This is a genomic window from Crossiella cryophila (assembly GCF_014204915.1).
Classification (GTDB): Bacteria; Actinomycetota; Actinomycetes; order Mycobacteriales; family Pseudonocardiaceae; genus Crossiella; species Crossiella cryophila.
In genome coordinates this window covers 9,752,045-9,775,430 of sequence record NZ_JACHMH010000001.1, presented here as the reverse complement: position 1 = coordinate 9,775,430, position 23,386 = coordinate 9,752,045, and the positions used below count along the sequence as shown (strand labels likewise).

The window sequence follows — 23,386 nt, the reverse complement described above, 5'->3', positions numbered from 1 at the left end:
GCCCGATCCTCGTAAGACCGCCGCAATGTCCGCCGCGCTCGCGGGAGCGGTGGACCTGTCCGCGCTCAAGGCCAGGGCCGACGCGGCGGCCCGCCAGCCGTCCCGGCCCGCCGCGGCCGAGCCCGGCGCGCCCACCTCCGCCGGCGACGCCGGGGGCAGCGAGTGGGTCATCGACGTCACCGAGGCCGACTTCCAGGCCAAGGTCGTCGAACGCTCGCTGGAGATCCCGGTCGTGATCGACCTGTGGGCCACCTGGTGCGAGCCGTGCAAGCAGCTGTCCCCGGTGCTGGAGCGCCTGGCCAAGGCCGCCAACGGCACCTGGCTGCTGGCCAAGGTCGACGTGGACACCAACCCCCGCATCGCCCAGCTCTTCGGCGTCCAGTCGGTGCCCACCGTGGTCGCCATCGCCGGCGGCCAGCCGGTGGACGCCTTCGCAGGCGCCCTGCCCGAGCCGCAGATCCGCGAGTGGCTGACCACCCTGATCGAAGCCCTGCGCGACCGCCTCCCCGGCATCGCCGCCGCCGAGGCCAACCAGGGCGCCCCCGAGGCCGAGGCCGAGGAAGAGCCGGAAGACCCCAGGTTCGTCGCCGCCGAGGAAGCCTTCGAACGCGGTGACTACACCGCAGCCGAAGCCGCCTACCAGGACATCCTCAACGCCGAGCCCGCCAACGAACTGGCCAAGGCAGCCATCGCCCAGGTCCGCTTCGCCGCCAGGGCCGAAGCAGCCGACCCCGCCGCCATCGCCAAGGCCAACGCCACCCCCGACGACCTGGACGCCCAACTGGCCGCCGCCGACGCCGAGTTGGCCGACCAGCAGGTGGACCAGGCCTTCACCCGCCTGATCGACTCAGTCCGCCGTACCGCCGGCGAAGACCGAGACCGAGCCCGCAAACACCTGGTCGACCTGTTCGAGCTGTTCGACCCAGCCGACGAACGAGTGATGAAGGCCCGCCGAAACCTGGCCAGCGCCCTGTTCTGAGCCAGCCCCGAGGCCAGCCCCGATCAGTCCCGGAATCCCCTCAGGAGTCACCCCGCGAGGCCAAGCCCCGCACCACAACCCGACTCCTGAGGGATTCCCTCGCCAGTCGCAGCGGATCTCACTCGCCAGCCTCAGCCGACCCCGCTCGTGGGCCTCGACCGACCCCGCTCGCCAACCTCAGCTGGTCCCGCTCATAGGTCTCGGCTGTTCCTGCGCGGGTGCCGCGGCTGTTCCCGTTCGCGGTCTCAGCCGTTCCCGCTCGTGGGTCTTGGCTGTTCCCGCTCGGGTGCCGCGGCTGTTCCCGTTCGCGGTCTCAGCCGTCCCCGCTCGTGGGCCTCAACCGTTCCCGCTCGGACGCCGCAGTCGATCTCGCTCGCATCCGCAGCCGACCCCGCTCGTGGGCCTCAGCCGATCCCGCTCGGGTGCCGCAGCTGATCCCCCGCTCGGGCGCGTCAATCGATCCTGCTCAGGCCACGCAGGCGAACCCGCTACTCAGGCCCGCGGCCAACCCTGCTGCCCAGGTCCCCTTGCCCGAAACCCGCTCGGATCCTGAAGCCCTGCCCACAGGTCCCGAAGCCGCCCCGCAGGTGAGCCCTTTCCCAGGCCCTGCGGTTCTCCGCCCCTGCCCCAGCCGAACCCACTCAGACCCTGAAGCTTTCTCCCGGGCCCTGAAGTTCTCCCCGCTCAGGCCCCGAAATCCTCAACACAGGGCGCACTGCCCTCCATGAACCCGATCCGGAACGCCTCGATCCGCGCGAACCCGGACGGCACGTGTTTCCCGTTCACATCCGCCGCGATCAAGCTCTTCCCGGACAGCAGCTCGGCCACTGCCTCATCCAGGTCCCCAGCCGAGATCCGGATGCTGCCCACCGGATTGCGCCCGCCACTCGGCCGCTCCAGCAACGCCCCGCCCCAGGACCCGACCAGGCAGGCAGTCCGCAGCCCCGCGTTGGTGTCGTCCAACGGGAACCCGGTCGCCTTCTGCACGGACAGCACGTACCGCGAAGCCACCTCGGCCAGCGCCGCGAAGTCCCCGATCGCCGTGCCCTTCTTCGCCCCGCGTTGTGGCGGGGCCCCGATCTCGGCGAGCTGCGCCACTTCCAGGCTGATCGTGTTGTTCGCCGGGCAGTAGGAGGCGGGCTGGGTCACCTTGCCGTTGGGACAGGCGACCGAACCGTTGAGCACCTCCGGCGGCGCGGCCCCGGAGTCCTTGAAGACCTGCTTCAGGTTCTCCACGATCTGCAGGATGTTCTCCGCCGTGATCGGCAGGTTCCCGCGGTTGCCGTCCGTGGCCTTGAACGGCAGTTCGGTGATCCGCCGCTGGATCTCCACCAGATCGATCTGCGCACACCGAACCGGCCCCTGGCTGAACCCGAACTGGAAGGCCGACACCCGGTCAAAGGCGTTGCCATGCGCGTTCCGGCTGGTGAACGACGATCCGACCTGGTCCCGCAAGGAGAACATGGTCTGCAGCACGCTGTTCAGACCCTCGCCCGTGGACACCACGAAATGCGGCGCCCGCCCCTCAGCCACATGCTTGAAGAACGCCCCGGTGAAGCAGTCGGCCTGCTGTTCGCTGACGATGGTCTGCGTCCCCGGCTTCGCCAGCCCGGCCCGCTGCGACACGGCGTGGCCGATCTCGTGCGCCAGCACGGTGACCACGGCCAGATCCCCGAACTTCTCGGCGAGCTGCGGCAGGAGCTGTCCCCGGTCCCACGCGATGGTGTCCTCTGACGGACAGAAGAACGCGTTCACCAGATCTTTGGTGTTGGTGCGGCACAGCTGGAGGTTCGCCCCACCGGAGTCATAGGAGACAAACCGCGACACCCCTTGGTAGGGCTTGCCGAAGTCCTTCGGGAACCGCTCGGTCCAGTACTCCTGGACATCGGCGACCGCATTGCGCGCCAAGATGTCCATCGGACCGTCATCCCCGTTCTGCACGGGAACATCAGCCGGCTTGGCCCCACTCCGAGGCCCACTGGCCCCCTCCGTGACATCCAGCCCAGCCACCTTGCCGGGATCAATCACCGCTCCAGCGCGCTTGGCCTCCCCGGGGACCTTGACGGCACAGCCGCCAACCAGAGCAACCAGCGCCAACGCGCTCACCGCACACGAGAACGTAACCCGAACCGAGGGCCTGACCACCCTGACGCTCCTTCGCACCGACTCCGCAGACCGTACCGCGAACGCCCCTCACCTTCGGTCACTGTCCGGACAATCCACCCACTACGCCACACCCATCAGACCCACCCGCCGAACGCGACAACGACAAGCCTGCCGCGGCGCTACTGGGCCACCCACGATCGGCCTACCCTCACTGACGAGCGTCAGCCCGGTCCGGTTCACCCCGCCCGCCGCCCGCTGCCCGTCGCCCGCTGCCCGTCGCCGCGGTGGCGCGGTGGGGCGGTGGGGCAGCGCGGTGGGGCGGCGCGGGGTGGGCCGGTTGGTGGCTCAGGGCACGCCGCAGGCGCTGGTGCCTTGAAGCGTGCCGGTGCGGAACACACCGACCCGCTCAAACCCGGTCGCCAGGCCGTGGCCGCCGGTGTCGCGGGCCGCGTAGTCGAAGCCCAGCAGCACCTGCACGGCCTCGTCCAGGTCGCCCGGTGACAGGCCGAAGGAACTCTCGGTCGGTCGCAGCACCGAGCCGGTGTACGCGCCAGCCAGGCACAGCGCCTGCTGCCCGGCCCGTTGCTCACCGACCGGGCGGCCCAGGGCCGCCAGCGCGGCCAGGCCGTAGCGGGTCGCCAGCAGGGTGCCGGTGGCGTAGTCGCCGATCTCGGTGTGCAGGGCGGTGGCCCGGTCCACGTCGATCGAGACCGACCCGTCCTGGCAGTAGGCGATCGGCCCCTGCGTTCCCGGCGAGCACTCGCCGTTCACCGTGCCCCGCCGCACCAGTGGCGCCTGCCACGTGCGCCCGGCCTTGGTGACCAGTTCGCCGAAGTAGGCGGACAGGTTCGGGGTGACCGCGTCGAGCATGTCCTTGAACGGCAGGTTGCCGCCGCGCGCCCGGTCCACGAAGTCGGTGAAGGCCCGCTGGGTGAACTGGCGGTTCTGCACCGTCATCCGCCCGCACAACGCCGCTCCCTCCCGGTAGCCGTCCTGGAAGGCCGACACCCGGTCGAAGGCGTTGCCGTGCGCCGCGTCATCGCTTTCCGAGGTGCCCACGGGATCCCGGAAGGTGATCAGCGCGCGAAGCGCGGCATCCAGCTGGTCGGGGGTGACCCGCAGGTGCGGCGCCTTGCCGTCGGACACCCATCGGACGAACGTTCCGGCGTAGCAATCGGCCATGGCCTCCATCAGGATCGTCGGATACTGCTCGGGTTGCTTGCGTTGTTCCTCCGCGCCCACCCCAGCCCGGTGGTGCACCGCGTGCCCGACCTCGTGGGCGAGTACGAGCACAACGGCGGCGTCGCCGTACTTGTCCCGCAACACCGGCAACAGCGCCGAGCGATCCCAGGCGATCGCGTCCACCGAGGCGCAGTAGAAGGCGTTGCCCTCCACCTCCATGGCCTGCGCCGCACACGGTGGCGGCTTGGCGGACCGGTCGGTCGTGTCGACCGAGTAGTAGCCGCCTGCCAGCTCCTGCCACTGCTTGCCGAAAGTGGCGGGATAGGCCTGTCGCCAGTACTCGCCGATGTCGGTCACCGCGGTCGCGGCGAGCCGGTCGACCAGCCCACCGTCAGTGCCCCGGACGAATCCGGGATCCACCGCGACCGAGTCGGTGGCGGCGACCGGGCTGCCCGCCACCGCCACACTGCACCCGGCGACCAGCGCCGTGGTCAGGGCGAGCACAGCGAGACTGGGCCGCAACGATCGTCGCCGGAGTGGTGGCCGCACCGGACCATTGTGCCGAGAACGGCGGCTGTTGTGGCCGATGCGGTGGCCATCAACATTCGCCGCGTCCGGCTTTCGGTCGCGACGGCTTGCTCGTTCAGGTGGTTTCCGCCGGTGGTGCGGACTGCCGACGGGAATCGGCGGAAGCCTGGCCGGGCAAGGCTGGCGGTGCGTCGCGACTGACGAACGTGGTGGGTTTCGTGATCCTCAGTCGCGCGGTTGTCTGCTGGCGGGTTGGTCAGGCACTTGGCTGGCACATCGCGAACGGGGTGTCGGGTGCGGTGGTCACCTCCTCTCGGGCGAGGATGCGGCGCAGAGTGGTGGTCAGCGTCGCGGTCGGGTCGGAGCTGGTCGGGCTGGAACTGGTGGTGTCGGAGCCGGTGGTGCCCGAGTTCGTGGTGTCAGGGTTTGTGGTGCCGGAGTTTGTGCTGTGTGAGCGCCAGGCGACGAAGCCGTCCGGGCGGATGAGCAGCGCGCCGTCCTGAGGGAGACCGGTCGTGGCGAGCCACCTTCCTTTCTCGTCGAGTACGGGACCGTGGTGCGGGTGGAGCAGGTGCGCCGTCACCGGTATGCCGAGGGACTCGGCCGCCGCGTCGGCCGCCGCGCACCAGGCCTGACCTGCCGGACCGGTCAGCACGGTGAACCGGGACGCCACCAGGTCGAGGGTGGAGACCTGTACTTCGTTGTGGCTCACCCACACGTGCGGCGCTCTGGTGCCGGGCGAGCCGTCGAGCATCACCTCGGTGAGCGAGGGCAGGCTGGTGCGGGGCGAGATCACCGCGCCGGCGGCGTAGTGGTGTCCCACATGGGCCACCAGGATCTCGGCGATACCGAGTTCACTGCGTTCGGCGATCTTGCTGAGGTCCCAGTGCAGCCGCCGGTTGACGCTGCGTAAGAGGACCTGCTCCATGGTGAACAGCGCCAATGGCCTGCGTTCGGCGTCGTAGCTGTCCAGCAGTGCGGGCCCGGCCTGACCGCGGTGCACCATCGCCAGTTTCCAGGCCAGGTTCTCCGCGTCGGCGATCCCCGTGTTCAGGCCGAAGCCGCCGGTCGGTGGCACCACGTGTGCGGCGTCGCCGACCAGGAAGACCTGTCCGGTGGAGAACCGATCGGCCACCAGCGCGGTGGACTGCCAGGGCAGCACGCTGAGGACCTCAGCGGCGAGATCTGTCCGGCCGATCGCCGCCTCGACCAGCTCCTGGCAGCGCTCGAGTGAGAAGTCGGCCGGACTCTGGCCTGCTGCCGGGTCGTAGGCGATGTGCAGGGCGTAGCGGTCCTGGCCGTCGACGCAGAACAGGGGCCCGGAGACCCGCGGATTCCTGATCTCGTAGATCCCGCCGGGCCGGTTGGCCAGCAGCGCGCTCAGCTTGGCGCGGAACAGGATATTGATCATGTGTCCGCCCAGCGGCCCTGGCCCGGTGGTAGTGATCCCGGTCCAGGCGCGGACGCGGCTGTGCGCGCCGTCCGCGGCCACCAGGTAGCGGGCGCGGATCACGCCGCGTTCGCCGGTGGCGTGGTCGAGCACGATCGCGGTCACGCCGTCCTCGTCCGGCTCGATCGCGCACAGTTCGACGCCGAATCGCACGGTGGCGCCGTGGCTGACGGCGGCCTCGAAGAGCACCGGGTCCAGCTGGTCCTGTGCCCGGTCGCCACCGGTGACCGGGCTGATCTCCCCGGCGGCTGCCATCAGTTCGCGGAAGCCGGACTCCGCTGCCGTGGGTGGCTCCAGCGCGGGCACCTCGGCGAGCGAGGTGACGGTGACCCGGCCGGTCGGGGAAGGGCGGGACCGGGTCGTGTGAATCGCCGGTTCGAGGCCGGCGGCGCGCAGGGGTTCGAGCCCGCGCAGGCTCACGCCGAGTGCGCGCGGATGGTTGGACAGACCGCCGCGCCGTTCGACGATCAGGGGCTGGATTCCCTGTCTGGCAAGGAAAACGGCCATTGACAGTCCGACTGTGCCCGCGCCGGCCACCAGCACGTCTACTTCTTCGTAGGTCATGTCCCATCCTTTCGCTGGGAACGGTGTTCCCGACTTGGCAACACTGTGCCCGTCGGCTAGGGTGGCTGTCAACCCGGCGGGACTGAGGACGAGCAATGAGTGGTGCGGACAACCCGCTGCCAAGGGCCGATGTGGTGTGGACCCGCCTTCCAGTGGTGGTGGAGCGGGCTCGCAGGCCGGCCTTGACGGTGGAACGGATGGTGGACGCGGCGGTACGGGTCGCGGACGCCGAAGGGGTGGACGCGGTGTCGATGCGGCGCCTGGCCACCGAGTTGGAGACAGGTACGACATCGCTGTACCGGCAACTGTCCGGAAAGGAGGATCTGCTTGAACTGATGGTCGACCACGTCTACGGCGAGTGTGAGTTGCCGGAGCAGCCCTCCGGCGACTGGCGGGCGGATCTGCACCTGGTCGCCATCGCGGGACGGCGGTTGATGCTTCGACACTCCTGGCTCGTATCCGTGCTGGGCAGTCGCCCACCGATCGGCCCGAATGCGTTGCGGCACATGGACTTCGCGCTCGCGGCGGCACACGGAGCGACTGCCGACGTGACCGAGGCATGTGGACTGGTCGACGCGGTGTCGAGCCTGGTGCTCGGCGGTGTGGTCAACGAGGTCGCGGAGCGGGAAGCCCAGCGGCGCACTGGGCAGGACGAGCAGCAGTGGCGCGACACCGTGGGGCCGTACATCCAGCAGGTGGTGGAGAGCGGTCGCTATCCGGAGGTCACCCGGCGCGTGCTTGAGGCGACGGACCGGACGCACGATCAGCAGTTCGAGCTTGGGCTTGAGTTGTTGCTGGACGGGATCGCGATGCGGATCGCCGCTGGCCGGCGGGCTTAGCATCCCTCGCTGCGGGCTGCGGGCTGCGGGCTGCGGGCTGCGGGCTGCGGGCTGCGGGCTGCGGGCTGCGGGCTGCGGGCTGCGGGCTGCGGGCTGCGGGCTGCGGGCTGCGGGCTGCGGGCTGACTCGAGCCAGCGGGCCCAGTTGACCTGGGTGGGCTGGCGACTGGGGTGTGGGCGCGGCTTTGACTGCGGGCTTGGCCGGGCGCTGGGCACCGGGCGCCCGGCACCAGGTGGTGTGGCTGCGGTATTTCGCTGGCTGGCTGGGAATGCGGCTGGTGTGATGCGGTTCGCGGCTATTGACCGGGCCGCTGGGTGTGGGAGGGGTGGCGGTGACTGGGTTCGTGGCTGAGGCGGAGCTGGCGGATTACCTGGGGGACGACGAGGTCGTCGACTTTCGGAATCCGGTGGTGGGTGCCGTGGTGCGGGAGCTGTGGGCACGGCATGGGGAGGGGTATGCGCGGGCTGCGTTCGAGTGGGTTCGGGATGCGGTGACGCATTCGATGGATGCCGGGGATCGGCGGGTTACCTGGCGGGCTTCGGATGTGGTGTCGCAGGGGACTGGGCTTTGTTATGCCAAGTCGCATCTGTTGGTGGGCTTGTTGCGGGCCAAGGGGATTCCGGCCGGGCTTTGCTACCAGCGGCTGGCTGACGGGGGCGGTGGGTTTGTGCTGCATGGGCTGGTGGGGGTTTGGGTGGCGGAGGAGGGGCGTTGGGCTCGGGTTGATCCTCGGGGGGACAAGCCGGGGGTGTTGACCGAGTACTCCTTGGGGGAGGAGCGGATTGCCTTCGCCGTGGATGCCGCGGTGGGGGAGGTGGACTATCCGACGGTGTATGCGTCGGGGCATCCCGCGGTGGTTGATGTGTTGAAGAGGAGTTCGGACTGTGTGGTGCTGTGCGCGGGTGGGCTGCCCGGGGAACTGTGAGTTCGGGGAAGGGGCGCGCGGCTGAGAAGGGGGAGCAGCGGAGGGCAGGGGCGGGGGTGCGAGCGGGTCGGCGGGCAGGCGAGGCAGGCCGGGCATAGGTAGGCAGGGCGAGTAGGGGGGCAAGCGGCAGCCGGGCCAGACGAGGCCGAGCCCGGCCATGCCAGGTGGAGCGGGCCTGGTGGAGCGGGGCGGGACCAGACACTGCGAGGCGGGGCCGTGCTGGGCGGGGCAGAGCCAGGTGATGCCGCGGGTTAGGCGAGAGCGAGATCGGGGGCAGGTGACGCGACAGGGCAGGCGAGGGCGGGGCCAGATGATGGCCAAGCCCTGGCCCGCCGAAGACCGAGCCGGGCTAAGCCGAGCCGGGCAGGGCCGACCCGAGCCGGGCAGGGCCGACCCGAGCCGGGCAGGGCCGGGCAGGGCCGGGCAGGGCCGGGATGGGCCGGGATGGCCCGGGCCGAGCCGGGATGGGGCGGGGTGGGGCGAGCCGGGGTGGGGTGGGCCTGGCCGGGTTGGGCCGGGTCAGACCAAGCCGGGCCAACCCGAGCCGGCTGGACCAAGGTTGGGGCGGGCCCTGTTGGGGCTGGTTGGTCAGGGGCCTTCGTAGGCGAGCCAGACCACGCCGTTGGGGGGGAGTTGGAGTTGGGCTGAGGCTGGGCGGCCGTGGTGGGGGTGGGGGGTGGCTTGGATTCGGCCTAGGTTTCCTACGCCGGAGCCGCCGTAGGTTTGGGCGTCTGTGTTGAGGATTTCTCGCCAGTGGCCGGGGTGGGGGAGGCCGATTCGGTAGTCGTGGTGGGGCATGCCGGCGAAGTTGGCGATGCAGGCGACTGGGGCGGCGGTGTGGGTGTCGTAGCGGAGGAAGCTGAGGACGTTGCCGGCCGAGTCGTTGGCGTCGATCCAGGAGAAGCCTTCGGGGGTGGTGTCCTGGGTGTGCAGGGGTGGGTGGGCGCGGTAGGTGTGGTTCAGGTCCGCGACCAGTTTCTGGATGCCTGCGTGGTGGGGGTCTTCCAGGAGGTGCCAGTCCAGGGAGCGGGATTCTGACCATTCGGCGATCTGGCCGAATTCGCCGCCCATGAAGAGGAGCTGTTTCCCTGGGTGGGCCCACATGAAGGCGAGCAGGGTGCGTAGGCCCGCTGCCTTATTCCAGTGGTCGCCGGGCATTCTGGTCCAGAGGGAGCCCTTGCCGTGCACGACCTCGTCGTGGGACAGCGGCAGGACGAAGTTCTCGCTCCAGGCGTAGACCAGGGAGAACGTGAGTTCGTTGTGGTGGTACGACCTGTGCACCGGGTCGTGCTGGAGGTAGCGCAGGGTGTCGTGCATCCAGCCCATGTTCCACTTGAAGCCGAAGCCGAGGCCGCCCAAGTGGGTGGGGCGGGTGACGCCTGGCCAGGAGGTGGACTCCTCGGCGATCATCATCACGCCGGGGTGTCGCTTGTAGACGGTGGCGTTGAGTTCCTGGAGGAACTGCACGGCGTCCAGGTTCTCCCGGCCGCCGTGGGCGTTCGGCAGCCACTGGCCTTCCTCGCGGGAGTAGTCCAGGTAGAGCATCGAGGCGACCGCGTCCACGCGCAGGCCGTCGATGTGGAACTCGTCGATCCAGTACAGCGCGTTGGCGACCAGGAAGTTGCGGACCTCGGTGCGGCCGAAGTCGAAGACCAGGGTGCCCCAGTCGGGGTGTTCGCCGCGGCGGGGGTCGGCGTGTTCGTACAGCGGCTGGCCGTCGAACTGGGCCAGCGCCCAGGAGTCCTTGGGGAAGTGGGCCGGGACCCAGTCGACGATGACGCCGATGCCGCGGGAGTGCAGGTGGTCGACGAAGTAGCGGAAATCGTCGGGGCTGCCGAAGCGGGAGGTGGGGGCGTAATAACTGGTGACCTGGTAGCCCCAGGAACCGCCGAAGGGGTGCTCTGCCACCGGCATCAGCTCGATGTGGGTGAAGCCGGTCTGCTCCAGGTAGTCGCCGAGTTCCTTGGCCAGTTCCCGATAGTCCAGGCCCGGTTTCCAGGAACCCAGGTGGACCTCGTACACGCTGACCGGGCTGCGGCTCCAGTCGGTGGCCTCGCGGGTGGCCAGCCACTCCGCGTCCACCCACTCGTGCCGGTCCACCGTCACGATCGACGCGGTGGCCGGCGGCACCTCGGCGGCGAAGGCCAGCGGGTCCGCCTTCTCGTACCAGGAGTTGTCCTGGCCGAGCAGCTTGAACTTGTACTTGGTGCCGGGCTGCACGCCGGGCACGAAGACCTCCCACACGCCACTGGATCCCAGCGAGCGCATGGGCGTGGCCAGGCCGCTCCAGCCGTCGAAGTCCCCGCACACCCGCACACCGCGCGCGTTCGGCGCCCACACCGCGAACGAGGTGCCGGTGACCAGGCCGTTCGGCGTCTCATAACTGCGGTAGTGCGCGCCGAGGGCGTCCCACAGCCGTTCGTGCCTGCCCTCGCCGATGAGGTGCAGGTCCAGCTCGCCCAGGGTGGGCAGCCAGCGGTACGCGTCGTCCACCGTCTCGGTGTGGTCGCCGTAGACCACCTCCAGCCGGTAGTCGCCGGGCTGGTGCGGGACCGCGCCGGAGAACAGGCCGATGTCGCCGACCGGGAGCAGCGGGTACCGACCGCCGTCCTGCAACACGGTCACGGCGCTGGCCTGCGGTTTGAGCGCGCGCACCACCGTGCCCTCGGCGTGCGGATGCGCGCCCAGCACCGAGTGTGGATCGTGGTGCGAGCCGGTCAGCAGCCGCCGCACCTCGTCCGGGTGCGGGGCGCAGGCGTCCAGGCTGGTCACGACGGTTCCTCTCCGGAGGTGATCCTGGCGATGGAGGACAGCGGGATGGGCAGCCACTCCGGCCGGTTCGCGTGCTCGTAGGCCACCTCGTAGACGGCCTTGTCCAACTCCAGCGCGCGCAACAGCTCGGCGTGCTCCCGCGGATCGCCCGCCACCTCGGCGTAGCCCGCGCAGAACGCGGTCCGGTTGCGCTGCGCCCACTCCAGCGCCCGCACGGTCAGCTGGTGGTCGTCGCTGTGCCCGACCAGGCGCTGGTGCGCGGCGTAGTCGAAGGAGCGCAGCATGCCCGCGACATCCCGCAGTGGCGAGCGCAGCCGGGCGCGCTCGGCCGCGGGCGCGGCGGGCTCGCCCTCGAAGTCGATCAGCACCCAGCCGGTGGGCGTGCGCAGGCACTGGCCAAGGTGCAGGTCCGCGTGCACATGCTGCACCTCGATCGGCTCGCCGGCGGCCACCGCCGCGTCGAAGGCCTTGCGCAACGCCTCGGCGTGCTCGGCCAGCTCCGGCACCGACTCCAGCATGCCGTCCAGTCTGCGGTGCATGGCCGCGACCAGCGCGGTGAGTTCCCCCGGCGTGGCCAGCCTGGTCTCGGCCGCCCGCCGCAGGTCAGCGTGCACCTCGGCCACCGCGTGACCCAGCCGCCGCGCCTCGCCGGCGAAGTCGCCGCCGACCTCGTCGGCGTGTAAGTCCGCCTCGGCCATCAGGTCCCGCACGCTCGCGGTGGCCATCGCCCAGCCGTCCGCCGCACCCTCCACAAAGGACTGCAGCATGCCCAGCGTGCCGTCCGGCGCGCTGATCGAGCCCAGCGGCGGCGCGATGTGCGCGCAGCCGGCCGCGGCCAGCACCCGGTGCAGCGTCAGGTCCCGGTTCTCCCCCGGCACCAGCTTGCGGAACAACTTGAGGATGTACTGACTGCCGTAGACCAGCGAGGTGTTGCTCTGCTCCACCCCCACCGGCCGCCCGCGCAGCCCGGTGCTCAGCTCCACGCCGGGCTCCGGCGTGAACCGCAGGTCCTCGACCTCCCGGTCGGCCGCGATCAGCCCGAGCAGCTCACCGGCCAGCTCCGGATCGTGCGCGGCGTCGTAACAGCCCCAGCCGCTCGAGTCGCAGATCCGGTGCGTCTCCAGCCAGTCCGGCAGCTCCGGGCGGGCGCCCAGCAGCAGCTGGTACCGCTCCGGCTCGCCGCCCTGGTCCACCTCGACCACGGCCAGCACCAGCGCGGGATCCGCCGCCCGCAACACGGTCAGCCGCCGGGTGCGCACCCCGAGCACCGGCCGGTCCTTGCCGGCGAACCACCGCTGCCCCGGTAGCCAGTCGGGCAGCGCGCCGGTCAGGGCTTCCGGGAGGTCGGTGAGGTCGAGCCGGACTGAGGTCAACGGGCGTCACCACTTTCTGCCGTGGCGGCGATCTGGAACCAGTAGAAACCGTGCCCCGGCAGGGTGAGCAGGTACGGCAGCTCACCGATCGCCGGGAAGTGCACACCGCCGGTCAGCTCGATCGGGGTGTAGCCCGCGAACGCGGACAGGTCCAGCTCCACCGGCTGCGGGAACCGGGAGAGGTTGTTCACGCAGAAGACCACGTCCTCCGGGTCCCCCTCCTCCTCCGGACTCCAGCGCCGCAGGTAGGCCAGCACGCTCGGGTTGGACGAGCCCAGTTCGGTGAAGGTGCCCAGCCCGAAGGCCGGGTGCTCCTTGCGGACCTCGATCATCCGCCGGGTCCAGTGCAGCAGCGAGGAGGTGTTGTTGAGCTGCGCCTCGACGTTGACCGCCTGGTAGCCGTACACCGGGTCGTTGATCACCGGCAGGTTGACCCGGTTCGGGTCGCACTTGGAGAACCCGGCGTTGCGGTCCGGCGTCCACTGCATCGGCGTGCGCACGCCGTCGCGGTCGCCGAGCCAGATGTTGTCGCCCATGCCGATCTCGTCGCCGTAGTAGAGCACCGGCGAACCGGGCAGCGACAGCAGCAGCGCGGTGAAGAGTTCCTGCTGGTTGCGGTCGTTCTCCAGCAGCGGGGCCAGGCGTCTGCGGATGCCGATGTTGGCCTTCATCCGCGGATCCTTGGCGTACTCCGAGTACATGTAGTCGCGTTCCTCGTCGGTGACCATCTCCAGGGTCAGCTCGTCGTGGTTACGCAGGAAGATGCCCCACTGGCAGCCCGAGGGGATGGCCGGGGTCTGGGCGAGGATCTCCGAGATCGGGAAACGGCTTTCCCTGCGCACCGCCATGAAGATCCGCGGCATCAGCGGGAAGTGGAAGGCCATGTGGCACTCGTCGCCGCCCATCTCGGTGGCGCCGAAGTAGGGGACCACGTCAGCAGGCCACTGGTTGGCCTCGGCCAGCAGCACCCGGCCCGGGTACTCGTCGTCGACGACCTTGCGGCAGCGCTGCAGGAAGGCGTGCGTCTTGGGCAGGTTCTCGCAGTTGGTGCCCTCCTCCTCGAACAGGTAGGGCACCGCGTCCAGCCGGAAACCGTCGATGCCCAGGTCCAGCCAGAACCGCAGCACGTCCAGCATGGCCTCCTGCACCGCGGGGTTCTCGTAGTTGAGATCCGGCTGGTGGGAGAAGAACCGGTGCCAGTAGAACTGCCCGCGCACCGGGTCGTAGGTCCAGTTGGAACTCTCGGTGTCGACGAAGATGATCCGCGCGTCGGCGTAGCGCGAGTCGTCGTCGCTCCACACGTAGAAGTCGCCGTAGGGCCCCTCGGGGTCGCTGCGGGACTGCTGGAACCAGGAGTGCGCGTCCGAGGTGTGGTTGAGCACCAGGTCGGTGATCACCCGGATACCGCGCCGGTGCGCCTCGTCGAGCAGGTAGACGAAGTCGTCGACGTTGCCGAACTCCGGCAGCACCGAGCGGAAGTCGCTGATGTCGTAGCCGCCGTCGCGCAGTGGTGAGGCGTAGAAGGGCGGCAGCCACAGGCAGTCCACCCCGAGCCAGCGCAGGTAGTCCAGTCGTCCGGCCAGGCCCCGCAGGTCCCCGGAGCCGTCCCCGTTGGAGTCGGAGAAGGCCCGGACCAGCGCCTCGTAGAACACCGCGCGCTGGAACCAGCCGGGCTCACGCGGGGCCAGCCGGGCATGCCGGAAGTCCTCCGCCTTGGGCTCGACCAGATGACCGTCCGCGGTCAGCGCCTCGCCGGTGTGCGGCACACCCGCTTGGCCGGGCACAGCAGTCATGGATGCCTCCACACGGGACACTCGGGGCTTGGGCAATGACGACCAGCCTTCGTCAACTTCGTGATCAACAGGTTTCGGTTCAGTAGCGTTGGATGGTCACGACGTGGGCGACCGAGTGGTGCGGTTCCAGCCGGACGAAGTTGCCCTGACCCCAGTCCCAGATGTCTCCGGTGACCTCGTCGCGGGCAACGAAACGCTCTCCCCAGTCCATACCCAATGCGGGCAGGTCCAACCACAACGTGCCCTGCTGGCCGTTGTTCGGGTCCAGGTTGACCACCACCACGACGGTGTCCCCGGTGGCCGGATCCTGCTTGGAGTAGGCGATCAGCGCGTCGTTGTCCACATGGTGGAAGTGCAGCGTGCGCAGCTGGTGCAGCGCGGGGTGCGCCCGCCGGATCCCGTTCAGCCTGCGCAGCCAGGGCTCCAGCGAGCGGCCCTCGGCCAGCGCGGCGGCGAAGTCCCTCGGCCGCAGCTCGTACTTCTCCGAGTCCAGGTACTCCTCGCTGCCCGGCCGCACCGCGGTGCCCTCGTACAGCTCGTACCCGGAGTACACGCCCCAGCTCGGCGAGAGCGTGGCGGCCAGCGCGGCCCGGATGGCGAACATCGCCGGACCGCCGTGCTGCAGCGACTCGTGCAGGATGTCCGGGGTGTTGACGAACAGGTTGGGCGTGGCGTCCAGGCAGTGCTCGACCAGGCCCGTGCCGAACTCGATCAGCTCCTGCTTGGCGGTGCGCCAGGTGAAGTAGGTGTAGTACTGGGTGAAGCCGCGCCGGGCCAGCCCGTACATCCGGGCCGGGCGGGTGAACGCCTCGGACAGGAAGAGCACGTCCGGGTGGGACTGCTTGACCTGCCAGATCAGCCAGTGCCAGAAGTCCGGCGGCTTGGTGTGCGGGTTGTCCACCCGGAAGATCCGCACCCCGTGCTCGGCCCAGTGCAGCACCACCCTGAGCACCTCGGCGTAGATGCCCTGCGGGTCGTCGTCGAAGTTGACCGGGTAGATGTCCTGGTACTTCTTCGGCGGGTTCTCCGCGTAGGCGATGGTGCCGTCCGGCCGCACGGTGAACCACTCCGGGTGCTCGGCGGCCCAGGGGTGGTCCGGCGCGCACTGCAGGGCCAGGTCCAGGGCGATCTCCATGCCCAGCTCACCGGCCCGGTGCACGAAGCCCTTGAACTCCTCCAGCGTGCCCAGCTCGGGGTGGATCGCGTCGTGCCCGCCCTCCTCGGCGCCGATCGCCCACGGCGAACCGGGGTCCCCCGCCACCGCCACCAGGCTGTTGTTCGGGCCCTTGCGGTTGATCCGCCCGATCGGGTGAATTGGCGGCAGGTAGACCACGTCGAAGCCCATGCCCGCGATCCGGTCCAGCGCCGCGGTGGCCGTGCCGAAGGTGCCGTGCACCGGCTTGCCCTCGGCGTCCCAGCCGCCGGTGGAGCGCGGGAACAGCTCGTACCAGGAGCTGTACCTGGCGCGCTGGCGGTCCGCCCACAGCTGCTGCCACTTGCCCTTGGTCAGCAGCTCGCGCACCGGGTGGTCGTGCATGATCCGCCGCACCGGTTCGGACAGCGCCAGCGCGATCCGTTCCGGCAGCTGGCGGGCGGCATCGCGCAGGCCGAGCGCGGCCGACATCAGCTGCGCCCGCTCGTTGCGCCGGTCGGGTCGGCGGGCCACCCGTTCGAGCAGCCGGGCGCCGATCTCCAGGTCGTTGTCCAGCTCGGCCGCGCCCTGACCGGCGCCGACCTTGACCTCCACCGCGTGCCGCCAGGTGGCCCACGGGTCACTCCAGGCGTCGATCCGGAAGGTCCACAGGCCCTCCCGATCGGGGGTGATCACCGCCGCCCAGCGGTCCAGGCCGACGCCGTCCGGGACCATCCGGGTCTGCCGGGACACCCGGTCGCCGGGGCCCTTCCAGGTCACGGTGGCCGCGATCGCGTCGTGGCCCTCCCGCCAGACCGTGGCAAACACCGGAACATGTTCGCCGGCAACGGTTTTGGCGGGGAAACGTCCGCAGTCGATGAGGGGGGAGACCTCGTCGATACCGAGCCGACCAGTCACCGGCGCCGCCCTTCGTCACGCTCAGGATTCGGGTAGTTGCAAGCATGCCTGACTCGATCCAGCTCGCCGTCACCGGGCCAGGCGGCTGGATCACACTTATCGGTTAGCCCGCTGTGCGCTGGCGCACACTCATGATGGGCGGGTTCCCCCGAGCGGTCCAGTCCCGACCAGGGCGCCTTGTGCACAGATTCCGGCCTGTGGATCGTGCAATTGTTTGCAGGCTGCGCTGGGAATGTTGCCACCGGTGCGGGGGCGCGGGATATGGTCCGCGTCCGTGAGAGCTTTGCGTCGCTTCACCGTCCGCGCCAGCCTGCCCGAGCCGATCGCCGCGCTGGGGCGACTGGCGACCAACCTCCGCTGGGCCTGGCATCCGCCCACCCAGGACCTGTTCGCCACGGTCGACCCGGCCATCTGGCAGGACACCGGCGGCGACCCGATCCGGCTGCTCGCCCAGGTCCCGGTGGAACGGCTGCAGAAGCTGGCCACCGACGAGAGCTTCCTCACCCGGACCAGGGCCATCGACGACGACCTGCAGCGCTACCTCGGCCAGCCGCGCTGGTACCAGCGGCGGCAGGAGGAGATCGAGGGCGCCCAGGGCGTCGGCGAACAGACCCTGCCCGCCTCGATCGCCTACTTCTCGATGGAGTTCGGCGTCACCGAGGCACTGCCCAACTACTCCGGCGGCCTCGGCGTGCTGGCCGGCGACCACCTCAAGGCAGCCTCCGACCTTGGTGTGCCGCTGATCGGCGTCGGCCTGCTCTACCGCTCCGGCTACTTCCGGCAGTCGCTGTCCCTGGACGGCTGGCAGGTCGAGCACTACCCGGTGCTGGACCCGCGCGGCCTGCCGCTGGAGCCGCTGACCGAGCCCTCCGGCGCGCCGATCCTGGTGCACGTGGCCATGCCCGCCGGCCGGGTGCTGCGCGCGCGGATCTGGAAGGCCCAGGTCGGCCGGGTGTCGCTGCTGCTGCTCGACTCCGACGTCGAGGACAACGACGACGACCTGCGCGGGGTCACCGACCGGCTCTACGGCGGCGACCAGAACCACCGCATCCGGCAGGAGATCCTGGCCGGCATCGGCGGCGTGCGCGCGGTCCGGGTCTACTGCGAGCTGACCGGGCACCCGCAGCCCGAGGTCTTCCACACCAACGAGGGCCACGCCGGTTTCCTCGGCCTGGAACGCATCCGCGAACTGGTCACCACCGAGGCGCTGGACTTCGACCAGGCGCTGTCCACCGTGCGCGCGGGCACCGTGTTCACCACCCACACCCCGGTCCCGGCAGGCATCGACCGCTTCCCGGTCGACCTGGTGCAGCACTACTTCGGCGCGCCCGGCAACGAGTCCGGCGGCCTGCTGCCCGGCATCCCGTCCGAGCGGGTGCTCGCCCTGGGCGCCGAGCAGAACCCCGGCATGTTCAACATGGCGCACATGGGCCTGCGCCTCGGCCAGCGCGCCAACGGCGTGTCCCAGCTGCACGGCAAGGTCAGCCGGGAGATGTTCTCCGGGCTGTGGCCCGGCTTCGACGTCAGCGAGGTCCCGATCGGCTCGGTGACCAACGGCGTGCACGGCCCGACCTGGGCCGCCACCGAGATCAGCAAGCTGCTCGGTGAGTCCGAAGTGGACAGTGGGGTCGGCCTGCGCGGGTTCGAGCCGGTCACCGACGCGGGGCTGTGGGAACTGCGCAGCACGCTGCGCACCCGGCTGGTCGAGGAGATCCGCCGCCGGGTCAAGGTGTCCTGGCTGCAGCGCGGCGCCTCCGCGCTGGAACTGGGCTGGACCAGCTCGGTCTTCGACCCCGAGGTGCTCACCGTCGGCTTCGCCCGCCGGGTGCCCACCTACAAGCGGCTCACCCTGATGCTGCGCGACGCCGACCGGCTGCGCGAACTGCTGCTGCACCCCGAACGCCCGGTGCAGCTGGTGGTCGCGGGCAAGTCGCACCCGGCCGACGACGGTGGCAAGGCGCTGATCCAGCAGATCGTGCGCTTCGCCGACGACGCGGGCGTGCGCCACCGGATCGTGTTCCTGCCCGACTACGACATGTCCATGGCCCGGTACCTGTACTGGGGCTGCGACGTGTGGCTGAACAACCCGCTGCGCCCGCTGGAGGCCTGCGGCACCTCCGGCATGAAGTCCGCGCTCAACGGCGGCCTCAACCTGTCCATCCGGGACGGTTGGTGGGACGAGTTCCACGACGGCAGCAACGGCTGGGCCATCCCCACCGCCGACGGCGTCAGCGACCCCAACCGCCGCGACGACCTGGAGGCCACCGCGCTCTACGAGCTGCTCGGCAACCAGGTCGCCCCGCTGTTCTACGACCGCGGCGAGGACGGCGTGCCCGCCCAGTGGATGGCCATGGTCCGGCACACCCTGGCCTCCCTCGGCCCGAACGTGCAGGCCTCCCGGATGGTCAAGGAGTACGTCGAGACCTACTACGCGCCGGCCGGCCGATCCGCGCACGCGGTGCGGGACAACGGTTTCGCCGGGGCCAAGGAGCTGACCGGCTACCGGCACCGGATGCAGGCCGCGTGGAGCAGGGTCAAGGTGCTCGACACCGAGTTCGCCACCAACGGCAGCTCCGCCACCCCGGTGCTCGGCGCCACGGTGCCGGTCACCGCCAGGGTCGAACTGGCCGGCCTGGAACCGGCCGAGGTCGAGGTGCAGGCCGTGGTCGGCCGGGTGGACGACGCGGACGAGCTGCGCGACGTGGTCACCGTGCCGATGCGCTACGACGGCGACGGGCGCTACTTCGCCGAGATCGAGCTGCCGTACGCGGGCTCGGCCGGGTACACGGTGCGCGTGCTGCCCCGGCACCCGCTGCTGGCCTCGGCGGCCGAACTGGGTCGCGTGGTGCTGGCGGGCTGAGCGTGCCGCCGCACCACCCCGGGCACGACCTCATCGCGGAGGTGGCGCTCCTGCCGGCCGAACGGGCCGAGCCGGGGCGCCACCACATCGCGGCCGGACTGCGGCCGGTGCCGGGAGATCACGCTGGAATACGCGCCGCGGGCTCAGGTGCTGCTGCCCGATCCGGACGCGGCCGACGGCATTCGGTCCACGCCGGTGACCGCGCACCGGATCGAACTGCGCCGGATCGAACAGGACCGCCGCTCCGGCGCCTTCCCCGAGCCACTGGCCGAACGCCCGGTCGCCTTCGGGATCTTCCACGCCCGGGACGAACGCGGGCGGAGCTGCTACCTGTTCGCGCTCTACCTCGTGCACTGAGCCGGGGCCAGCCCCCGGTGGAAGCCGTGCAGGTGCTGGCCAAGCTGCTGCTCGACGACCTCGGGCTGCCTGCCGACACCCGGATCGAGCTGATCACGCACCGGAACCGGCGGCTGACCGCGGCCCGGCCGCACAAGCCGACCGTGCCCACCCTGCTCGCCACCTGCTAGTTCAGCAGCGCGACCCCCAGGTTCAGCGCGGTCGCGTACAGCAGCCACCCGAAGTACGGCACCAGCAGCCAGGTGGCCGCCCTGCTCACCTTCGCCGCGCTGCACAGGGTCACCCAGACCATCACGTCCAGCACCACGATCAGGATCAGGGCGGGCCAGAGCCATTTGATGGCGAAGAAGATCGGGGTCCAGGCCAGGTTGAACATCAGCTGGGTCCACCACTGCCACAGGCCGCGGCTGACCTCGAGCGGGTGGGTGTCGCGGTGCAGCCACAGCTGCCAGGCGGCCAGTGCGATCAGGCCGTACATCACGGTCCAGATCGGCGGGAACATCCAGTTGGGCGGGGTGAAGAAGGGTTTGGGCGCGGTGTTGTACCAGGCCGCGACGCCCGCTCTGGCCGAGATGCCCGCCACTGCCGCGACCAGGTAGCTGGCCAGCAGGAAACCGACCAGGACGACGACGCTGCGCGGTCCGGAGGTCCAGGAGGCGCGTGGCGGCATGTCTGACAGCAGACCGCATCCGCCAGGTGGCGGCAAGCCGGGTCAGGTGACGCTGAGCCGGGCCCTGGTGCCGGCGACCCTCGGCCACCACGGGGCCAGCGTCTCCGCCTCGTCCAGGGCCAGCCGGGCGGCGCGGTTGTCGCCGGTGGCCATCAGGGCCCTGGCCAGGGTGGCCAGGTCGTCGGCGCGGCTGAGGGTGGCGCCGCTGTGCCGGGCGCCGGAGCGGGCCAGCATGGCGGCCCGGTCGGCGTTGCCCGCGAGCAGTTCCAGCAGGGCCTTGGTGCCGGTGAGCTTGAAGCCGGGGTAGCCGAGCTGTTCGGCGTCGTCGACCGCCTGCCGCGCGGTGGGCAGGCCGGTGGCCGCGTCCAGCTGGCCGACCTCGACCGCGTTCGCGGTCAGCGCGGCCAGCGAGGCCAGCGCGAAGGCCAGGTCCCGTGGTTCCTGGGTGGGGTCGGAGACCAGGCCGATGGTCAGCGCCAGCGCCTCGGCGTAGCGGCCGCGGGCCTCCAGCAGCGCGATCCGGGTGGCGGTGGTGGTGCGTCGGCCGGGGTGTTCCCTGGAGAGTTCGGCGGTCAGCGCCTCCGCGGTCTCCAGGTCGCCGCCGTTGACCGCGTCGATGGCCTCGTTCACCAGTGGCGCGGACTGCCATTCGGCGACCCGGTGCTTGGGCAACCTGGGTAACTGGAACAGCAGCCACCCGGTCGAGGTGGTGCCCGCGTCCCGGCGCGGCAGCAGGCAGTACACGCCCGCGGCCAGCGCGCCGACCGCCAGGCCACGGCCGAACGGGGCGTCCACGACGGCGAAGGTGGCCGCCGCGGCACCGGCGCCGCACACCGCCGACACCGCTCCGGCCAGCCACATCCGGGACTGCGCGGGCGCGGCCCCCGGTCCGACCGAGACGCCGAGCAGGATCGGCAGCACGCGCAGCGACACCGTCCGGCGCGGCGTCCGCAGTTCGTAGACCCGGGCGCCAAGGCCGAGCACCACGTCATGCACCCGCACCCGCAGGGCCAGCGCGCCCAGCAGCAGGCCGAGCTGCAGCGCCATGAGTTCGGCCAGCATGCCGATCACCGCGCCGAGCATGCCGACCACCGCCGGATCGAGCGCACGTTCCAGGGCCACCACGGCGATGGCCGCGGAGGCGATGAACATCCGTCCGGGTCGGATCGGGCGAGTCAGGGAGCCCATGCTTTCGAGACGGTACGCGGTACTCGCCGGTTCCGTCGGGCGTCTGGACGTATCCGAGGGCGACGAGGTGTGCCCGATGGGGCAGTGGCGATCCCCGCTGGTGAGCGTGGGCGTGCTAGCGGGTTCCGGGGCTCACCTGCCCGTTGTGGCGGCCGGACGGGCAGCGGAGAGCGCCCGGGGGCTGGTGCGGACCAGACCGGAACTGGTCAGGGCCGACAGCGGTCGGCCCCGGCCCCGCGGCGCAACCCAATTGCCGCCCGATCGGGCGCGTTCGCGGTGGCCGCGGGGAAAAGGGCTGGACAGCGTCACGGGCAGCGGAACTCCGGCGGCGGCAGCGTGCCGTCGAGCAGGTAGGCGTGCACCCGGTCCCGCACACAGCGCTCGCCGCTGAGGTAGAGGCCGTGCTTGCGGCCGGCCACGGTGATCAGGGAGCTGCCCGGCAGCATCCGGTGCACCCGCTGCGCGCCGTCGTACGGCGTGGCCGGATCCTCGGTCGCGTTGGCCAGCAGCACCGGCGGCAGGCCGGCGGGCTGGAAGCGGTGCGGCGGGTTGCTCGCCGGGACCGGCCAGCCCGCGCACTGCCGGGCCTGGAACCAGACGAACGCGGCGGAGAGCCGGGGTTCGATCCGCTCGGCCCGCCGCACCAGCTCGGCCAGCCCGGTGAAGTCGGCGGGATCGGTTGGCAGGTCCAGGCACAGCTGGGCGCGGCCGGGCTGCAGGTGACCGGGACGCAGCACGTCCGGGCGCAGGAAGCCGGAGCCGTCGCCGCGCAGCGCTTCGGCGAGCAGGTCGAAGCGCTCGCCGAAGAGGTAGAGCATGCTCGCGAGCCGGATGTCCGCAGGCGTGGCAGGCCCCGAGCCGGTGCGGACCAGCCGGTCCCACAGCCGCAGCGGATCACCCGGCACGCAGCGCTGCTCCCGGCACCAGTCCCGGAAGCGGTCCAGCCGCCCGGCCATCCGCCGCGCCCCGCTGAGCATGGATTCGGCGAAGGGCTCGGTGTGGTCGAGCACGCTGTCCAGCGCCATCGCCTGGACCCGGTGCGGGAACAGTTCGGCGTAGGCCTGGCCGACCAGGGTGCCGTAGGAGTTGCCGAAGTAGCGGATCCGCTGCTCGCCAAGGGCCGCCCGGATCGCGTCCACGTCGCGGGCCACGTCGGTGGCGGCCAGGTGCGGCAGCAGGGCGTCGTCGCCGCAGGTCCTGGCGAAGCCACGCAGGCGGGCCTGGTGCGCGGTGTGCTCGAACTGGCTCCCGGTGATGCCTAGGTCGTCGGTGGCGGTGGCCGGATCGCAGCGCAGCGGGGCGCTGGCGCCCAGGCCGCGGACGTCGAAGACGACCACGTCGAAGGACTCGGTCAGCTCGGCCAGCCGGGCCCGGCGGGCCGGGTCGGTGGCCCAGGGCAGGCCGGGGCCGGGGCCGCCGAACTGGGCCAGCACGGTGCCGCGCCGGGTGGCCGGGTCGCGGGCCGGGACGCGGGCCAGTGCGAGGTCGAGCCGGCCGGCCTGGGGCGCGGACCAGTCGCGGGGGACCGGCAGGGTGGCGCACTGGACCTGCTGGTCGCCGCAGGGGGACCAGGACAGCGCGGGCGTGCTGCTCGCCGCGGCGGGCATGGCCGCCGCGGCGAGCAGCACGCCGGTGAGGGACAGGGCGAGCACTGACAGGCGAGGCATGCGACCGAGCCTGGCGGCCGCCGCCGCGCACCGGCTCAGGGACGTCCCGGAGCCGATCCCCGAGCCGGACCCGGGGGTGCTGC

16 protein-coding genes are annotated in these 23,386 nt (G+C 71.0%); 6 read left to right on the top strand and 10 right to left on the bottom strand.

Going from position 1 to position 23,386, the window contains the following annotated elements; genetic code table 11:
• Positions 1-25: 25 nt before the first annotated feature.
• Complete coding sequence (locus HNR67_RS42010; RefSeq protein WP_185009390.1) at positions 26-979, top strand: tetratricopeptide repeat protein; 954 nt, start codon at positions 26-28, stop codon at positions 977-979.
• Positions 980-1,663: 684 nt separating this feature from the next.
• Here the strand turns inward: HNR67_RS42010 and HNR67_RS42005 are convergent.
• From HNR67_RS42005 to HNR67_RS41995, 3 genes are all read right to left on the bottom strand, one after another.
• On the bottom strand, positions 1,664-2,896 hold the full coding sequence (locus HNR67_RS42005; protein WP_246492714.1) for a neutral zinc metallopeptidase: 1,233 nt from the start codon (positions 2,894-2,896) through the stop codon (positions 1,664-1,666).
• 534 nt (positions 2,897-3,430) lie between these two features.
• On the bottom strand, positions 3,431-4,816 hold the full coding sequence (locus HNR67_RS42000; RefSeq protein WP_312989346.1) for a neutral zinc metallopeptidase: 1,386 nt from the start codon (positions 4,814-4,816) through the stop codon (positions 3,431-3,433).
• 235 nt (positions 4,817-5,051) lie between these two features.
• On the bottom strand, positions 5,052-6,809 hold the full coding sequence (locus HNR67_RS41995; RefSeq protein WP_185009386.1) for an FAD-dependent oxidoreductase: 1,758 nt from the start codon (positions 6,807-6,809) through the stop codon (positions 5,052-5,054).
• A 95-nt stretch (positions 6,810-6,904) separates the two neighbouring features.
• On the opposite strand from HNR67_RS41995, the gene HNR67_RS41990 reads away from it, so the two are divergent.
• Both HNR67_RS41990 and HNR67_RS41985 read left to right on the top strand, forming a co-directional pair.
• Complete coding sequence (locus tag HNR67_RS41990; RefSeq protein WP_185009384.1) at positions 6,905-7,648, top strand: TetR/AcrR family transcriptional regulator; 744 nt, start codon at positions 6,905-6,907, stop codon at positions 7,646-7,648.
• 331 nt (positions 7,649-7,979) lie between these two features.
• Positions 7,980-8,573 carry a transglutaminase-like domain-containing protein gene (locus HNR67_RS41985; RefSeq protein WP_185009382.1) on the top strand — a complete coding sequence of 198 codons (594 nt, stop codon included), beginning with the start codon at positions 7,980-7,982 and terminating at the stop codon, positions 8,571-8,573.
• 588 nt (positions 8,574-9,161) lie between these two features.
• Here HNR67_RS41985 and glgB read toward each other — a convergent pair.
• The 4 genes from glgB to HNR67_RS41965 form a co-directional block, all read right to left on the bottom strand.
• On the bottom strand, positions 9,162-11,345 hold the full coding sequence (glgB, locus tag HNR67_RS41980) for a 1,4-alpha-glucan branching protein GlgB (protein ID WP_185009380.1): 2,184 nt from the start codon (positions 11,343-11,345) through the stop codon (positions 9,162-9,164).
• A complete protein-coding gene (locus HNR67_RS41975) occupies positions 11,342-12,718 on the bottom strand; it encodes a maltokinase N-terminal cap-like domain-containing protein (RefSeq protein WP_185009378.1) in 1,377 nt (458 codons plus the stop codon). Before HNR67_RS41975 ends, glgB begins: the two co-directional genes overlap by 4 nt.
• Complete coding sequence (treS, locus tag HNR67_RS41970; RefSeq protein ID WP_185009376.1) at positions 12,715-14,511, bottom strand: maltose alpha-D-glucosyltransferase; 1,797 nt, start codon at positions 14,509-14,511, stop codon at positions 12,715-12,717. The genes HNR67_RS41975 and treS overlap by 4 nt, the downstream gene beginning before the upstream one ends.
• A 79-nt stretch (positions 14,512-14,590) precedes the next feature.
• Positions 14,591-16,561: an alpha-1,4-glucan--maltose-1-phosphate maltosyltransferase gene (locus tag HNR67_RS41965; RefSeq protein ID WP_185009374.1), complete on the bottom strand. Its 1,971-nt coding sequence runs from the start codon at positions 16,559-16,561 to the stop codon at positions 14,591-14,593.
• A 274-nt stretch (positions 16,562-16,835) separates the two neighbouring features.
• Here HNR67_RS41965 and glgP point away from each other — a divergent pair, with 274 nt between their 5' ends.
• From glgP to HNR67_RS41950, 3 genes are all read left to right on the top strand, one after another.
• Positions 16,836-19,421, top strand: a complete 2,586-nt coding sequence (gene glgP / locus HNR67_RS41960) for an alpha-glucan family phosphorylase (protein WP_185009372.1) — start codon at positions 16,836-16,838, stop codon at positions 19,419-19,421.
• 147 nt (positions 19,422-19,568) lie between these two features.
• The gene (locus tag HNR67_RS41955; RefSeq protein ID WP_185009370.1) at positions 19,569-19,778 is read left to right on the top strand and encodes a hypothetical protein; all 210 of its coding nucleotides are present in this window, start codon (positions 19,569-19,571) and stop codon (positions 19,776-19,778) included.
• Between the two features lie 17 nt (positions 19,779-19,795).
• Positions 19,796-19,948, top strand: coding sequence for a hypothetical protein (locus HNR67_RS41950; RefSeq protein WP_185009368.1), 153 nt, complete (start codon positions 19,796-19,798; stop codon positions 19,946-19,948).
• Here HNR67_RS41950 and HNR67_RS41945 read toward each other — a convergent pair.
• The 3 genes from HNR67_RS41945 to HNR67_RS41935 form a co-directional block, all read right to left on the bottom strand.
• Entirely contained in the window at positions 19,945-20,448 is a 504-nt protein-coding gene (locus HNR67_RS41945; RefSeq protein ID WP_185009366.1) for a TspO/MBR family protein, read from the bottom strand. The genes HNR67_RS41950 and HNR67_RS41945 overlap by 4 nt on opposite strands.
• Before the next feature lie 42 nt (positions 20,449-20,490).
• Positions 20,491-21,636, bottom strand: a complete 1,146-nt coding sequence (locus HNR67_RS41940) for a hypothetical protein (RefSeq protein ID WP_185009364.1) — start codon at positions 21,634-21,636, stop codon at positions 20,491-20,493.
• A 305-nt stretch (positions 21,637-21,941) separates the two neighbouring features.
• On the bottom strand, positions 21,942-23,303 hold the full coding sequence (locus HNR67_RS41935) for an alpha/beta hydrolase (protein ID WP_185009362.1): 1,362 nt from the start codon (positions 23,301-23,303) through the stop codon (positions 21,942-21,944).
• Positions 23,304-23,386: the final 83 nt, after the last annotated feature.